General features: G+C 70.8%; 15 protein-coding genes. 7 read left to right on the plus strand and 8 right to left on the minus strand.

Annotation, left to right across the window (positions count from 1 at the left end; translation table 11 throughout):
• Positions 1 to 92: 92 nt before the first annotated feature.
• The 7 genes from ABJI51_RS15095 to ABJI51_RS15125 all read right to left on the minus strand — a co-directional run bounded on the left by ABJI51_RS15095 (position 93) and on the right by ABJI51_RS15125 (position 7,357).
• A complete protein-coding gene (locus ABJI51_RS15095; protein WP_348951245.1) occupies positions 93 to 1,718 on the minus strand; it encodes a peptide ABC transporter substrate-binding protein in 1,626 nt (541 codons plus the stop codon).
• Positions 1,719 to 2,014: 296 nt separating this feature from the next.
• Entirely contained in the window at positions 2,015 to 2,968 is a 954-nt protein-coding gene (locus tag ABJI51_RS15100; protein WP_348951247.1) for a Ppx/GppA phosphatase family protein, read from the minus strand.
• A gap of 70 nt (positions 2,969 to 3,038) precedes the next feature.
• Positions 3,039 to 4,193, minus strand: a complete 1,155-nt coding sequence (locus ABJI51_RS15105) for a lytic transglycosylase domain-containing protein (RefSeq protein ID WP_348951249.1) — start codon at positions 4,191 to 4,193, stop codon at positions 3,039 to 3,041.
• Between the two features lie 142 nt (positions 4,194 to 4,335).
• Complete coding sequence (locus tag ABJI51_RS15110) at positions 4,336 to 4,845, minus strand: DUF501 domain-containing protein (protein WP_348951251.1); 510 nt, start codon at positions 4,843 to 4,845, stop codon at positions 4,336 to 4,338.
• A 111-nt stretch (positions 4,846 to 4,956) separates the two neighbouring features.
• A complete protein-coding gene (locus ABJI51_RS15115) occupies positions 4,957 to 5,319 on the minus strand; it encodes an FtsB family cell division protein (RefSeq protein WP_348951867.1) in 363 nt (120 codons plus the stop codon).
• 224 nt (positions 5,320 to 5,543) lie between these two features.
• A complete protein-coding gene (eno, locus tag ABJI51_RS15120; RefSeq protein WP_206792783.1) occupies positions 5,544 to 6,830 on the minus strand; it encodes a phosphopyruvate hydratase in 1,287 nt (428 codons plus the stop codon).
• A 65-nt stretch (positions 6,831 to 6,895) separates the two neighbouring features.
• Positions 6,896 to 7,357: a VOC family protein gene (locus ABJI51_RS15125; protein WP_348951254.1), complete on the minus strand. Its 462-nt coding sequence runs from the start codon at positions 7,355 to 7,357 to the stop codon at positions 6,896 to 6,898.
• A 73-nt stretch (positions 7,358 to 7,430) separates the two neighbouring features.
• Between ABJI51_RS15125 and ABJI51_RS15130 the strand changes: the two genes are divergently transcribed.
• Positions 7,431 to 7,835: a tetratricopeptide repeat protein gene (locus ABJI51_RS15130; protein WP_348951256.1), complete on the plus strand. Its 405-nt coding sequence runs from the start codon at positions 7,431 to 7,433 to the stop codon at positions 7,833 to 7,835.
• Positions 7,836 to 8,052: 217 nt separating this feature from the next.
• Here the strand turns inward: ABJI51_RS15130 and ABJI51_RS15135 are convergent, their stop codons facing one another.
• Positions 8,053 to 8,799 (minus strand): lysozyme family protein, encoded by a 747-nt coding sequence (locus tag ABJI51_RS15135; protein WP_348951868.1) that lies wholly within the window; start codon positions 8,797 to 8,799, stop codon positions 8,053 to 8,055.
• 369 nt (positions 8,800 to 9,168) lie between these two features.
• Here ABJI51_RS15135 and efeU point away from each other — a divergent pair, with 369 nt between their 5' ends.
• The 6 genes from efeU to ABJI51_RS15165 all read left to right on the plus strand — a co-directional run bounded on the left by efeU (position 9,169) and on the right by ABJI51_RS15165 (position 14,608).
• Positions 9,169 to 10,014, plus strand: a complete 846-nt coding sequence (gene efeU / locus ABJI51_RS15140) for an iron uptake transporter permease EfeU (RefSeq protein WP_348951258.1) — start codon at positions 9,169 to 9,171, stop codon at positions 10,012 to 10,014.
• Entirely contained in the window at positions 10,011 to 11,147 is a 1,137-nt protein-coding gene (gene efeO / locus ABJI51_RS15145; RefSeq protein ID WP_348951260.1) for an iron uptake system protein EfeO, read from the plus strand. Before efeU ends, efeO begins: the two co-directional genes overlap by 4 nt.
• The gene (gene efeB, locus ABJI51_RS15150) at positions 11,144 to 12,403 is read left to right on the plus strand and encodes an iron uptake transporter deferrochelatase/peroxidase subunit (protein WP_348951262.1); all 1,260 of its coding nucleotides are present in this window, start codon (positions 11,144 to 11,146) and stop codon (positions 12,401 to 12,403) included. Before efeO ends, efeB begins: the two co-directional genes overlap by 4 nt.
• A gap of 62 nt (positions 12,404 to 12,465) precedes the next feature.
• Positions 12,466 to 13,035 (plus strand): TetR/AcrR family transcriptional regulator, encoded by a 570-nt coding sequence (locus ABJI51_RS15155; protein WP_348951264.1) that lies wholly within the window; start codon positions 12,466 to 12,468, stop codon positions 13,033 to 13,035.
• Entirely contained in the window at positions 13,032 to 14,177 is a 1,146-nt protein-coding gene (locus ABJI51_RS15160; RefSeq protein WP_348951266.1) for a GDSL-type esterase/lipase family protein, read from the plus strand. Before ABJI51_RS15155 ends, ABJI51_RS15160 begins: the two co-directional genes overlap by 4 nt.
• A gap of 17 nt (positions 14,178 to 14,194) precedes the next feature.
• Positions 14,195 to 14,608 (plus strand): PPOX class F420-dependent oxidoreductase, encoded by a 414-nt coding sequence (locus tag ABJI51_RS15165; RefSeq protein WP_348951268.1) that lies wholly within the window; start codon positions 14,195 to 14,197, stop codon positions 14,606 to 14,608.
• Positions 14,609 to 14,626: the final 18 nt, after the last annotated feature.

Genomic DNA, 14,626 nt, shown 5'->3' on the forward strand with positions numbered 1-14,626 from the left:
TGTCGGCCGGGGTGGTCTGATTTTAAGTCACGCACCCCACCCCCCGCCCCCCCCCCCCCCCCCCCCCCACGCCGTGGTGGTGGGTGCGGCAGCTACTTCTTCAGGACCTCGATGGACGGGTAGTCCGGCATGCGCCGGAAGTCCAGGCCCGCGGTCTTGAGGTTCTTCGACTTCGCCGCGGTGCCCTTCTCGTCCCACACCGGGATCGACGGCAGGTCCTTGGCGATCAGGTCCTCGGCCTGCTGGTACAGCTTGACCGCGGCGTCCTTGTCGGCGGACGCGTCCGCCCGGGCGAGGATCGCGTCGACCTGCGGGTTCGAGTAGCTGGAGTCGTTCGAGGAGCCGCCGGTCTTGTAGATCGGGTTGAGGAAGTCCTCGATGGACGGGTAGTCCGCCGACCAGTCCGAGCGGCCCATGCCGGTCAGCTTCTTGCCGGTCACGATGCTGCGCCACTGACCGAAGTCGGTGGCCGGCACGAAGTCACACTCGACGCCGAGGGTGTTCTTGATGCTGTTGCACGCCGCGACCAGCGGTTCCTTGCGGCCACCGTCCGCATTGGACGCAATCGTCAGCTTGCCCTTGAAGCCGGACTTCGCGAAGGCCTCCTTGGCCGCCGCCGGGTCGAACTTGCAGAACTGGCAGACACCCGGCCGGTAGCCGGGGATGCCCTGCGAGATGTAGCCGTCCGCCGGCACGTAGGTGTCGTTCATGACGGTCTTGGTGATCTGCGCGCGGTCGATGGACATCGAGATCGCCTTGCGCAGTTCGAGGTTGTTGTAGCCGGGCACGTAGTACGGCACGGCGATGGTGCTGATGCCGAGCAGGTGGCCGGTGACCAGCCGGTCGCCGAGGTCGGCCTTGTACTTGCCGCCCGCGACCGCCGACGGCGGCAGCGCCTCCATGAAGTCCAGCCTGCCGCTGAGCAGGTCCTGGTAGGCCGTTTCCTGGCTGGCGTAGATCTTGATGTCGAGGTTCTTGAACTTGACCTTGTCCTCACCCTTGTAGTCGTCGAAGCGGGTGAGCTTGATGTCCTGGTTGGGCGTGCGCGAGACGAACTTCAGCGGGCCGTTGCCGATCGGGTGCTGCTCGAAGGCCTTGGGGTCCTTGAAGAACGAGTCGGGCAGCGGCGCGAAGGCCTGGTAGCCGACCTTGATGTCGAAGACGGAGAACGGCGCGTTGAGCGTCACTTGGAACTCGTAGTCGTTCTTCTGGACAAGGCCGGACATCTTGTCGGTGGCAGGCTTGGCGTTCTCGTCCTCGGGGTGGACGTCGGCGTAGCCCTGGATGTTCGAGAAGAAGTCGGTGTTGAGCTGGCCGTTGGGCGCGTAGGCGCCGTAGTTCCAGGCGTCGATGAAGTTGTGCGCCTTCACCTCGGTGCCGTCGTGGAACTTCCAGCCCTGCTTGATCTTGATGTCGTAGACCTTGGAGTCGGTCGTGGTGATCGACTCGGCCATCAGGTTGAACGGCTTGGCGTCCGCACCCTTGAAGCCGACCAGCGTGGCGAACATCGGCTGGATCGCCTTGGTGCCGCCCAGGTCGTTGATATTGGTCGGGACCAGCGCGTTCTGCGGCTCGGTGCCGTAGACGCTGACCGTGCCGTCCGGGTCCGTGCCGCCGGCCCCCGCGGAGCTGCCCGAGCCGCCACCGCACGCGGTGAGCGCCAGCGCCAGCGAGGTCATCACCACCGTGGGTCCCCAGAGCCTGCGCGAACGACGCATGATCCCCTCCATTTCCGGTGTGTCCGAAAGGTGAGACGCACGCTAGCGGGGTCGGTGAAGCCGATCACAGGACTGCGGTGTTGCAAATGTGTGACGGTCGTCGGGACCACCTGGTTGGAGCACAACCAAGGGAGGAATTCGGATACTCCGGACGGCCTAGCGCGGACAGGTGGTCATCACGCGCTCACCCTCGGTTTTCCTTGCGCCCCAAGCCCTTTCGGGCGGCCGAACGGTCGGTCGGCTCCGGCGTGCCGCACTGAAGGGCACCTTCGTCACATCTGACGCGCTGGCTCGGTTCAGGCCAGCGACAGGGCGATGCCGTCGAGGATGTCGTGCTCGCTGACCACCAGCTCGGTCGGCCCGCCGCGGGCGGCGAGCTGCTCGGCCAGGGTCTGGACCACCACGGCACCGCCGCCGATGACGTCCACCCGGCCGGGGTGGATCACCGGGTTCGCGGCACGGGTGGCGTGGTCCTCGCTCAGCAGGCGCGCGGCGAGCCGGTCGATGTCCGCCGGGCTCAGCCGGGACAGGTGCACGCGGTCGCGGTCGTACTCCGGCAGCTCCTGGGCGATCGCCGACAGCGTGGTCACCGTGCCGGCGACCCCGACCCAGGTACGGGCGCGCGAGACGTCGACGACGTCGAACGCCTCGGTGAGGACCTTGCCGGCGAGGTCGCGCGCGGCGGCGATCTCCTCGGCGGTCGGGGGGTCGCTCTTGAGCGCACGCTCGGTGATCCGGACGCAGCCGATGTCGACGGACTTCGCGGCGAGCACCTCGGCCTGCCTGCCGTCCCAGGTGCCGAGGACCAGCTCGGTGGAGCCGCCGCCGACGTCGACCACGACGAACGGGCCGTCGTCGGGGTCCTGCTCCCCGACCGCGCCGGTGAAGCTGAGCCGGGCTTCCTCGTCGCCGCTGATGACCTCGGCCTCGACGCCGAGGGTCTCGCGCGTCATGCGGAAGAAGTCGTCCCGGTTCCGGGCGTCGCGGGTGGCGGAGGTGGCGACCATGCGCACCTTCTCGACGCCCTTGCGCCGGGCCGCGACGGTGTAGTCGGCGAGGGCGGCCCGCGTGCGTTCGAGCGCTTCGGGCGCGAGCGTCCCGGTGGCGTCGACGCCCTGGCCGAGCCGCACGATCCGCATCTCGCGGTGCAGGTCGCGCAGGTCGACCGTGCCGTCGTGGCGCGGCGTCAGCTCGGCGACGAGCAGGCGGATGGAGTTGGTCCCACAGTCGATCGCGGCAACACGAGGCATGCGATCACCCTAACCGCGCACCGCACAGCGCCTGAGCGCCGGTTCCGGCAGGCCCGGCTGTCCGCCGGGGTCAGGGCGTAGGGGCCGTCCCTGCGGTTGTGGGTGTCGTCGTGGTGGTCGTGGTGGTCACCGAGGTGACCGTGGCGCCACAGGGCGGCTTCGGCGGCGTGGTCGTCGCCTTTGTCGGCGTGGTGCTTTGCGACGGCGGAGAGGTCGGCGACGTTTCGGTCACGGTCTCCGTCGTCGTGGTCACCGTCGTCGTCGGTGAGGCGCAGGGTGGCGGCGAGGTCGGCTTCGTGCTCGGCGGGCCCGACGTGGTCGGCGGGCTGGTCGGCGTCGTCGTGGGGACCGGGGGTGGCGGGACCGGCGGCGGGGCCGGGAGCGCGGCCGCGTTGGGGGCGCCGATCGGGACCGTGCTGTCCGGGACCTGCATGATCCCGTTGCGGTAGGCGTCGGCCCAGAGGATCACCGTGTTCACGTAGGTGTCCGAGTTGTTGTACCGGTAGATCGCCCCGCGCAGCTGGTCCGGCTTCGCGAGGTCGAACCCGCCGGAGCACAGGTACCGGCCGGTGGCCAGTGCCGCGTCGAAGATGTTGTTCGGGTCGGACTTCCCGTCGCCGTTCCCGTCGGAGGCGTAGGCCTTCCACGTGGCGGGGATGAACTGCGTCGGGCCGACCGCGCGGTCCCACACCGGGTCGGTGTCGAGCACGCCTTGGTCGGTGTCCGGGATGGCGGCGAACCCGCCCTGGCCGTTGAGCTGCGGCCCGAGGATGGGTTCCCGGGTGGTGCCGAACGCGTCGACGTAGCCACCGCGGGCATGGTTGGACTCGATCCGGCCGATGCTGGCGATCAGGGCCCAGTCGATGTGACAGGCGGGCAGCTCGCGGCCGAGGATGTCGGCGGCGTTGTGGTACGCGGCGAGCGCCGTGGTGGGGATGCCGAGCGGACCGTCCGGCAGTTCGTAGGCGGGAAGCGGGAGGGGTGTGGGGGCTCCCGGCAGCGTGCCGTCGACGGCGATCTGCTGGATCGCCGCGTGGCCCGGGTCGTAACCCTGGCCGAGGGCGGCTTCGCGGGGATGGTCACCGCCGGCACCGAGCCAGCCGAGGGTGCCGCCGCCGGCGACGAGCGCCGGGACCACCGCGAGGATGCCGGTGACCAGCGGGTAGGCGGCGCGGTGGCGGATCCCGAATCTCCGGGCTGCGCTGGGCAGCCGCCACACACGCATGATTCAGAGCCCTCCTGGCCGGATCGGTCACCGTCCCTCGGGTCACAGCCTGCCGTACCCGCGGCGAGGTTTCACCCCTTCGAAAGACCTGATCGAGGTTTTCGCTCACCCAGCTCAGTTATCTCTTCACGCCGTGCGTGTGTTACGCGGCGCAGTCCCCGGAGGGCCACCCGTTCGCCTTGAGCATGGCCAACGTCTCGTCACCGAACGGATTCACCCCGGGGCCGACGGCCAGCGCGTGGGCGACGTGCACGTGCAGGCACTTGACCCGGCCCGGCATGCCCCCGGCGGTGACCTGGTGACCGAGCGGCTCGATGGCGTCCCGCTCGGCGAGGTACGTCTCGTGGGTGCGCTGGTACTGCGCGGCCAGCTCGGGATCGGTGGCCAGCCGCTCGGTCATTTCCTTCATGATCCCGGAGGCTTCGATGGTGCCGATCATCGAGTTCAGCTTCGGGCAGGTCAGGTAGTAGAGCGTCGGGAACGGCGTGCCGTTCTCCAGCCGCGGGCTGGTCTGCACCACGGAGGGATGCCCGCTCGGGCACCGCGCGGCAATGGCCCGCAACGCCCGCGGCGGCCGCCCGAGCTGCTCCGCGATGACCTCGCGGTCGGCGTCGGTGACGGGCTCGAACCGGTGCTGCTGCGCGCTGTTCACGCGGACAAGGTTAGTGCGTGAGGCGCACCACCCGGCCCGCGCCCCAAGCGTCTTGAATGACCCATTCAGGACCTCCGAAGACCTGAATGAGTCATTCAGGACAGCCGGCGATCAGCCGCCGGAAACCTGGTTCCAGAGGTTCTCGTACCAGGAGCTGCCGACCGGCTGCTGCTGTCCCGGCGGCGGGGCCGCGTCCGGGGCCTTGTCCTCCGGCAGCTGGACGATGTACGGCGTCTCGCCCGGCTTCACGTACCGCAGCCGCCGCCGGGCTTCCGCCTCGATCTGGGCCGGGTCGCTCAGCTCCGCCTTGCGGCCCTGGAGCTGGGCGACCTCCTGCTGGAGCTGGGCCTGCTGGGCCTGCTGCTCGCGGACCTCCGTGCGCTGGGCGAGGTACGTGCGCAACGGCACGGCGATGGTGAACGCCAGCGCGCACACCACGATCACCAGCACCGCCGCGCGGCGGGTGGTGGACATGCCGAGCACCTTCGCCGCGCCGGACGCGCGCTTGGCCGCCAGGCTCCGGCGCAGCCGGGCCCTGGTCGTCTCCGCGTCGCCTGCCCGGCGGCGGGCCGGCGACGTCTCGCCGGTGCGGCGGCGGGCCGCTTCGGGACGGCGGGCCGTCGCGGGCCGCCCGGCCCGCGATGCCCCGCCGCCACCGCGGCGGTTGCGCGACGTCCTCCCCCGGTCCGCCACCGGTCTCAGGCCTCGGCGCTGAACCGCGGGAAGGCCAGCTCGCCGGCGTAGCGGGCCGCGTCGCCGAGGGTTTCCTCGATGCGCAGCAGCTGGTTGTACTTGGCGATCCGCTCGCCGCGGGCCGGGGCGCCCGTCTTGATCTGGCCGACGCCGGTCGCGACCGCCAGGTCCGCGATGAACGTGTCCTCGGTCTCGCCGGAGCGGTGGCTCATCATCGACTTGTAGCCGAACGACGTGGCCAGCGAGATCGCGTCGAGCGTCTCGGACAGGGTGCCGATCTGGTTGACCTTCACCAGCAGCGCGTTGGCCGCGCGGCGGGTGATGCCCTCCTCGAGGCGGTCCGGGTTGGTGACGAACAGGTCGTCGCCGACGATCTGGACCTTGTCGCCGATCTCGGCGGTCAGGGTGACCCAGCCGTCCCAGTCGTCCTCGCTCAGCGGGTCCTCGATCGACACGAGCGGGTAGTTCGCCAGCAGCTCGCCGTAGTAGGCCGACATCTGCTCGGCGCTCTTCTTCGCGCCTTCGAAGGTGTACGCGCCGTCGCCGAAGAACTCGGTCGCGGCCACGTCGAGCGCCAGCGCGACGTCGCGGCCCGGGGTGTAGCCGGCCTTCTCGATGGCCTGGACGATCAGGTCGAGCGCCTCGCGGTTGTTGCCGAGGTTCGGCGCGAAGCCGCCCTCGTCGCCGAGGCCGGTGGCCAGGCCGCGGCCCTTCAGCACCGACTTGAGCGAGTGGTAGACCTCGGTGCCCCAGCGCAGGGCCTCGCGGAAGGTCTCCGCGCCGATCGGCGCGATCATGAACTCCTGGACATCGACGTTGCTGTCGGCGTGCGACCCGCCGTTGAGGATGTTCAGCATCGGCACCGGCAGCACGTGCGCGTTCGGGCCGCCCAGGTACCGGAACAGCTCCAGCTCGGCCGACTCCGCGGCGGCCTTCGCCACGGCCAGCGAGACGCCGAGGATGGCGTTCGCGCCGAGGCGGGACTTGGCGGGCGTGCCGTCGAGGTCGACCAGCTTCTGGTCGACGATCCGCTGGTCGACGGCCTCGATGCCGACCATCTCCGGGCCGATCTCGTCGAGCACCGCGGCGACCGCACGCTCGACGCCCTTGCCGTTGTAGCGGCCGGTGTCGCCGTCCCGCAGCTCGACCGCCTCGTGCTCACCGGTCGACGCCCCCGACGGGACCGCGGCCCGCGCCAGGGTGCCGTCGTCGAGAGCCACCTCCACCTCGACCGTCGGGTTGCCACGCGAGTCCAGAATCTCGCGCGCGCCTACCTGCTCGATGAGAGCCACGCCATGCTCCTCGGTGCGTCAGTGCTGCCTGCGGTAACGGGCCCCAGCCTAGCCGTCGCCGCAGTTCACCCGTTGGAGGACTCACCGCCCGCCCGGACCTCCTGCCAGCCCGGCGGCAGCTCCACGGTCTCGGACGTCTGCTGCCAGAACGTCCAGCTGTTGCCGCCGGGGTCGGCGACGGTGAACACCCGGGCGCCGTACGGCTGGTCCTGCGGCGGGTCCAGCTCGCACTCGTCGCCGAGTGCCGCGGAGATCCGCTCGTAGTGCTCGTCGACGTCGTCGACGTAGAGGATGTTGAGCTGGCCGACCGGGCCGTCGACGCCCTTGGCCTGCCAGTAGTCCGGCCCGACGCCGGCGAGCTGGATCCGCGCGTCGCCCGCGCGCAGCGTCGCCTGAAAGACCTCGCCGGCCCCGTCGCAGAACCGGACCTCCTCGGCGAAGCCGAAGACCCTGGTCAGCCAGGCCAGCGCCGCCGTGGCGTCGGAGTAGTAGAGGTAGGGCGCCAGGCCCCGGTACCCGCTGCTCATGGCGGCACAGTCCATCACGTCCCGTTCGGCGGCGTGTGCATCCCCCTCCTCCGGGGGTAACGTGGGAGTGACCATGACGGACGCCGCAGCTGCTTCGCAGCCTCCCGAGGAGTCGCGGTTCCATGCCTTCCGCCAGGCCGAAGACCTGGTCGGCCGCCGTCGCCCGCTCGACGCGCTGAAGGCGCTGCAGCCGCTGCTGGAGTCCGAAGCGGACAAGCCGTCGGTGCACCTGCTGGCCGGGCGCGCGTACTTCCACTCCGCTCAGTTGCGGCGCGCCGAAGCGGCGTTCACCCGGGTGCTGGAGCTGGACCCCACCGACCACTACGCGCGGTTCGTCCTGGGCCGGACCCTGCAGCGCCTCGGCCGGTTCGCCGAGGCGCTGGCGCAGCTGCGGATGGCCTCGGCGATGAACCCGGTGCCCGAGTACCTCGAGGCGATCGGCGAGGTCAAGGCGCACATCACCCTGCGCGACACCTGAGCCAGGGCCGAACGGCCCGGAAGATGCCGGACTTTCGGCTGATCCCGGCGGGCCGCTCGGCCGATCCGCGGCACCCCCTCCGCGGGCGAAGCTGGTTCCGGACCGAATCAGGGAGGAACCACCATGTCGCTCATCACCACACTGGGTGCCTACGCCGGCTTGCTGCTGCTGGTGCTGACGGCCGTCACCCCGCTGTTCGCCGACCGCGAGCTGTGACTCACGGCGCGACGCTGGCCTCCGCGTAGGCGTCGGCCGCGCTGAACACGTCCTGGCCGTACTCCACGGCCTGGTTGTAGAACAGGACCGCCCGCCACCAGCCCGCCGGCGTGCCCAGGTCGTCGCCGCCGGAGCAGAGGAAACGGGCCGCCGTGAACGCCGCGTCGTCGACGTTCTGCGGGTCCGGGGCGCCGCCGTCGCCGTTCGCGCGCTCCTGGTACTTCTTCCACGTCGACGGCAGGAACTGCATCGGGCCGATCGCGTGGTCCCACGCCTTGTCGCCGTCGAGCCTGCCGCCGTCGGTGTCGTGCACCGCGGGCACGCCGGGCGAACCGTCCAGTGGCGGCCCGACCACCGGCTTCACGACCCGGCCGTCCGCGCGGACGGCCGAGAGGTCGAACTGGCCGCGCTCGGTCTCCACCCGGCCGATGCCCGCGAGCGTCGCCCACGAGAGGTGGCACGCCGGTTTCTGGCGCTGCATCCACATTTCCGCCCGGCCGTACGCGGCGAGCACGCGCGTCGCGACGTGCGTCTTGCCCGCGACGCGGGCCGCCCACGCGTCCAGCTCGGCCTGGTCGGACACCTGCGGCCGGTCGACCGGCGCGGCGAGCCCGGCCCGCGGGGCTTCGGCGCCGGGCTGCGGCCGCTGCTGCGGGATGGCCAGCGCGGGCTGCACCGGCGGCGGCGCGGCCGGGGCGTCCGGGTTCCGGACACCGATGGTGACGACGAGGATCACGCCGGTGAGCACCAGGCCCAGCGCGAACGCCGCCCGGCCGAGATACCGCCGCGGCGGACCGCCGGACGGCGGTGACGGAGGCGTGACGGTCGGCTGAGCGGTATCGGCCACTCGAACAGGTTACGGAGGCACTCAAGGGGGTCCCCCGGACGCGTGATCAGGCAAGCGGAAGGTAAAAACAATCCCCCTGCCAGCGACGTCACAGATTTCGTTATGGAGTCGACGCGCAGGCCCCTGACCTGCGGTTACCCTAACCTAACTTCGCATCTGCATCCCTTTTGCCCGGTTCCACCGTCTCGCGCGGGCGTACGCTCACTGGACTTACAGGTGAGCCTTACCTAAAAACTTCACGGACCCCGGAGAAAACAGGGAGGCGGACCGGTGTTGTTCTCGAGCGCGCTGATCGGGCTGCGCGAAGGCCTGGAGGCCGCGCTGGTCGTCAGCATCCTCGTGGCCTTCCTCGTCAAGACCGACCGGCGGCACGCGCTGCGCTGGGTGTGGCCCGGCGTCGGCACCGCGGTGCTGCTGTCGGTGGCGGTCGGCGCGATCCTCACCTACACGACCGCGCAGCTGTCGTTCGAGCACCAGGAACTGCTCGGCGGGAGCCTGTCGATCGTCGCGGTCGTGTTCGTCACCGCGATGATCTTCTGGATGCGCAAGGCGGCCAAGAGCATCGCGGCCGAGCTTCGCGGGAAGATGGACGACGCGCTGGACGTCGGCCCGATGGCCGTGCTGCTGCTGTCGTTCCTCGCGGTCGGGCGCGAAGGCCTGGAAACCGCGGTGTTCTTCTACTCCGCCGTCCAGGCCGCGCAGTCGAACACCGTGCAGCCGCTGGTCGGCTTCGCCATCGGCATCGCGGCCGCCGTCGTGCTCGCCTGGCTGCTCTACAAGGGCGCCGTCCGGTTCAACCTGACGAAGTTCTTCACGATCACCGGCGTCCTGCTGGTGTTCGTCGCCGCGGGCGTGCTCGGCTACGGCCTGCACGACCTGCAGGAAGCCGCGTTCCTGCCCGGCATCGGCACGCTGGCCTTCGACGCGACGGCGACGCTGCCCGAGACGTCCTGGTACGGCGCACTGCTCAAGGGCATCTTCAACTACTCGCAGCAGACGACCGTGCTGCAGGCCGTCGCCTGGGTCGCCTACGTCGCGATCGTGCTGCCTCTGTTCCTCAAGCCCAGCAAGAAGACCGTGGCGGCGCCCGCCGCCGCGGCCGCCTCGAAGGAGTGACCGTGCGCAAGACTGCCCCGCTGGCCCTGCTGGCCGGCGCCACCACCCTGGTGGCGCTCGCCGCGTGCGACGGCAAGAGCGACACCGCCGCGGCCGGTGGCCCGATCAAGGTCGAGGCGTCCGACACCGCCTGCACCGTCTCGGCGACGACGGCGAACGCGGGCAACCTGACGTTCGAGATCACCAACAAGGGCACCAAGGTCACCGAGTTCTACCTCTACGCCGAGGGCGACCGGATCATGGGCGAGGTCGAGAACATCGCGCCGGGGCTGAACCGGCGGCTGATCGTCGAGGTCGCCGACGCGGGCAAGTACCAGACCGCGTGCAAGCCCGGCATGTCCGGCACCGGCATCCGCGGCGACTTCACCGTCACCGGCGGCGCCGCGAAGCAGAACGACACGAACGCGCAGAAGGCGCAGGCCACCAAGAGCTACAACGACTACATCGCCAACAACACCGCCGCCCTGCAGGACGAGACGGTGAAGTTCGCCGATCTGGTCAAGGCGGGCAAGGTCGACGAGGCGAAGGCCGCGTACGCGCGCACCCGCGTCTACTACGAGCGGATCGAGCCGGTGGCCGAGAAGTTCGGCGACCTGGACCCGGCCGTCGACGTCCGCGAGGCCGACCTGGAGCAGGGTCAGCAGTTCACCGGCTTCCACCGGCTGGAGAAGGACCTGTTCAAGACCGGCCTGCAGCCCGACAGCGCGCAGATCGCCGACAAGCTGGTGACCGACGTCAAGGACCTGGTCGCGAAGTCCAAGACCCTGCAGCTGACCGCGCTCGACCTGGCCAACGGCGCGAAGGAACTGCTCGACGAGGTCGCCACCGGCAAGATCACCGGCGAGGAGGAGACCTTCTCGCACACCGACCTGTGGGACTTCCAGGCGAACCTGGACGGCTCGAAGGGCGCGATCACCGCGCTGCGGCCGATCCTGCAGGCGAAGGACGCCGCCCTGGTGTCCACATTGGACAAGGAGTTCGCGAACGTGCAGAGCCTGCTGGACAAGCAGCGCGCGGGCGACGGTTTCAAGCTGTACAACGAGCTGTCCCAGGACCAGGTCAAGGAGTTCGCCTCGGCCGTCGACGCCCTGAGCGAACCGCTGAGCAAGGTTGCGGAGGTCGTGTCGAAGTGACGGCGGCAGAGGGCACGCGGGTCTCGCGGCGGAAGCTGTTCGGCCTGGCGGGCGCGGGCGTCGCGCTCGCCGGCGCGGGCGCCGCCGCGGGCATCGGGATCGACAAGGCGACGAGCGGCAACGCCGAAGCGTCGACGAACACCGTCGACTTCCACGGCGAGCACCAGGCCGGGATCGTCACGCCGGCACAGGCGAACCTGCACTTCGCGGCCCTCGACGTCACGACGAAGGACCGCGAGAAGCTGCGGGCCCTGCTCCGGACGTGGACCGACGCGGCCCGCCGGATGACCGCGGGCCAGGAGGTCGTCGCGAACGGCGCGGTCGGCGGCGGCGCCTTCGCCCCGCCCGGCGACACCGGCGAGGCGCTCGACCTGCCCGCGTCGAACCTGACGCTGACCATCGGCTTCGGCCCGTCGCTGTTCGACGGCCGGTTCGGCCTGGCGGGCAAGCGCCCGCCGCAGCTGATCGACCTGCCGCTGTTCCCTAAGGACAAGCTCGACCCGGCCCGCAGCGGCGGCGACCTGTGCATCCAGGCGTGCGCGGACGACCCGCAGGTGGCGGTGCACGCGGTCCGCAACCTGGTGCGGCTCGGCTTCGGCGTCACCGAGGTCCGCTGGTCGCAGCTGGGCTTCGGCCGCAGCTCGTCGACGTCGCGGACGCAGGCGACGCCGCGGAACCTGTTCGGCTTCAAGGACGGCACGAACAACATCAAGTCCGAGGACACCGACATCCTGCGCGACCAGGTGTGGGCCGAGGCAGGCGACGGCCAGGCGTGGATGGCGGGCGGCACCTACCTGGTGGCGCGCCGCATCCGGATGCACATCGAGACGTGGGACCGCGAGAGCCTCGACGGTCAGGAGAAGATCATCGGCCGCACGAAGGGCACCGGCGCGCCGCTGGGCCAGACCGCGGAGTTCGACGAGCTGGACCTCGACGTCGGCGGCGCGGACGGCGAGAAGCTCATCCCCGAGGACGCGCACGTCCGGCTGGCCTCGCGCCAGGCACGCGACGGCGTGCGGATCCTGCGGCGCGGCTACAACTTCGTCGACGGTTCCGACGGCGTCGGCCACCTCGAAGCGGGGTTGTTCTTCCTGGCGTTCAACCGGGACACGCGCAAGCAGTACGTGCCGATGCAGCAGGCGCTGTCGGCGAAGGACGCGATGATGGAGTACGTCCAGCACACGGGCTCGGCGCACTTCGCCATCCCGCCGGGGCTGACCCCCGAGTCGAGCTGGGCGGACGCCCTGTTCTCCTGAACCCGGTTGCCTAAAGCCTTTAGGTTGATCTAGCCTGGCTTTAGACAACAGGGAGAAGGTTGATGTCACGTGCCGGGTTGACCACGGAACGCGTGGTCCGTGCCGGGGCGGAGCTGGCCGACGAGGCGGGCTTCGACCGGGTGACGCCGTCGGAGCTGGCGCGGCGGTTCGACGTCAAGGTCGCCAGCCTGTATTCGCACGTCCGCAACGCCGGCGACCTGCGGGTCAAGATCGCGTTGCTGGCACTGGAGGAACTCGCCGACCGGGCCGCCGCCGCGCTCGCCGGGCGGTCCGGGCGGGACGCGCTCGTCGCGTTCGCCGCCGTCTACCGCGACTACGCGCGCGAACACCCCGGCCGCTACGCCGCCGCGCAGCTGCGGCTCGATCCGGAGACCGCCGCGGCGAGCGCCGGCCCGCGGCACGCCGCGATGATGCGCGCGATCCTCCGCGGCTACGCCCTCACGGAACCGGACGAGACGCACGCCGTCCGGCTGCTGGGCAGCTTCTTCCACGGGTTCGTCAGCCTGGAGGCCGGCGGCGGGTTCGACCACAGCTCCCCCGCCGCCGCCGAAAGCTGGACCCGCCTGCTCGACGTCCTCGATTCCCTCCTGCGCGATTGGCCACGCCCGTGATCGACGTTCCCCTCACCCCCGAACTGATCCGGGGCGCCCTCGAACTCGAGCACACCGGACGCGGGCTGGTGCCGCACCGGCTGCCCGCCCGCGCCCGGGCGCAGAACAACGACCCGCGAATGGCCATGGCCGAGGCGCAGCCGGCCGGCGTCCGGCTGCGGTTCCGGACCCGGGCCGACGTCGTCGAGCTGGAGACGTTGCCGACCAAGCTGGTGTACCCGGGTGCGCCGCCCCGGCCGGACGGCGTGTACGACCTGCTCGTCGACGGCGAGCCGACGGCACAGGCGAGCCTGCCCGGCGGTAACCGGCTGACCGTCGACATGGCCACCGGGGCGGTCACGCGGACCGACGGACCGACGGGCACCGTCCGGTTCGCCGGGCTGGGCGGGCATGAGAAGGACGTCGAAATCTGGTTGCCGCACAACGAGATCACCGAGCTGATCGCCCTGCGCGCGGACGCCCCGGCCGAAGCCGTGCCCGCCAGGGACCGCGTGTGGCTGCACCACGGCAGCTCGATCAGCCACGGCTCGAACGCCACGAGCCCGGCCACGACGTGGCCCGCGCTGGCCGCCCTGGCAAGCGGCGTCGACCTGGTGAACCTCGGCTTCAGTGGCAACGCGCTGCTCGACCCGTTCACCGCGCGGGCCCTGCGCGACACCCCGGCCGACCTGATCACCCTCAAGCTGGGCATCAACCTGGTCAACGCCGACCTGATGCGCCTGCGCGCGTTCGGCCCGGCGGTGCACGGGTTCCTCGACACCGTCCGCGAGGGGCACCCGGACACGCCGCTGGTGGTCGTCTCGCCGCTGTACTGCCCGATCCACGAGCAGACACCAGGGCCGGGCGACTTCGACCACGAGGCGCTGGCCGCGGGCGAGGTCCGGTTCCGGGCGACCGGCGACCCGGCCGAGCGGGCCGCGGGCAAGCTGACCCTGGAGGTGATCCGGGCCGAGCTGGCCCGGATCGTGACCCAGCGGCAGGCGGAGGACCCGAACCTGCGTTACCTCGACGGCCGCGAGCTGTACGGCGACGCGGACTTCGCCGACCTCCCGCTGCCGGACGACCTCCACCCCGGCCCGGAGGCCCACCGCCGGATCGCCGGGCGGTTCGCCTCGCTGGTGCTTGACTTCAAGTCCTCTTGAAGTTGGAGGCTTCGGGCATGTTCACCGAAGCCGAGCTCGCCTACCTCGCCGCCCAGCCGCTGGGCCGCCTGGCGACCCAGCAGCCGAACGGCACCCTCCAGGTCAACCCGGTCGGGTTCAGCTACAACCCGGACGAGAAGACGATCGACATCACCGGGCACAACCTCCGCAACAGCAAGAAGTTCCGCAACATCGCCACGCACGACCAGGTGGCGTTCGTGGTCGACGACCTGCCGTCGACGAACCCCTGGCGCGTCCGCTGCCTGGAGATCCGCGGCCGCGCGGAGGCACTGGCCGACGTGGGTCTCGGCGACGCCCGCGGCTTCGACGACGCGGTGATCCGCATCCACCCGCAGCGCATCCTCGCCTTCGGCGTCGAGGACTGGGACAAGGAACCCCTGGAGCTGGAGACGAACGTCCGCAACGTGTGACCCCCCAACGGGCGGACC

The organism is Amycolatopsis melonis (genome assembly GCF_040064235.1).
Taxonomy (GTDB): domain Bacteria; phylum Actinomycetota; class Actinomycetes; order Mycobacteriales; family Pseudonocardiaceae; genus Amycolatopsis; species Amycolatopsis melonis.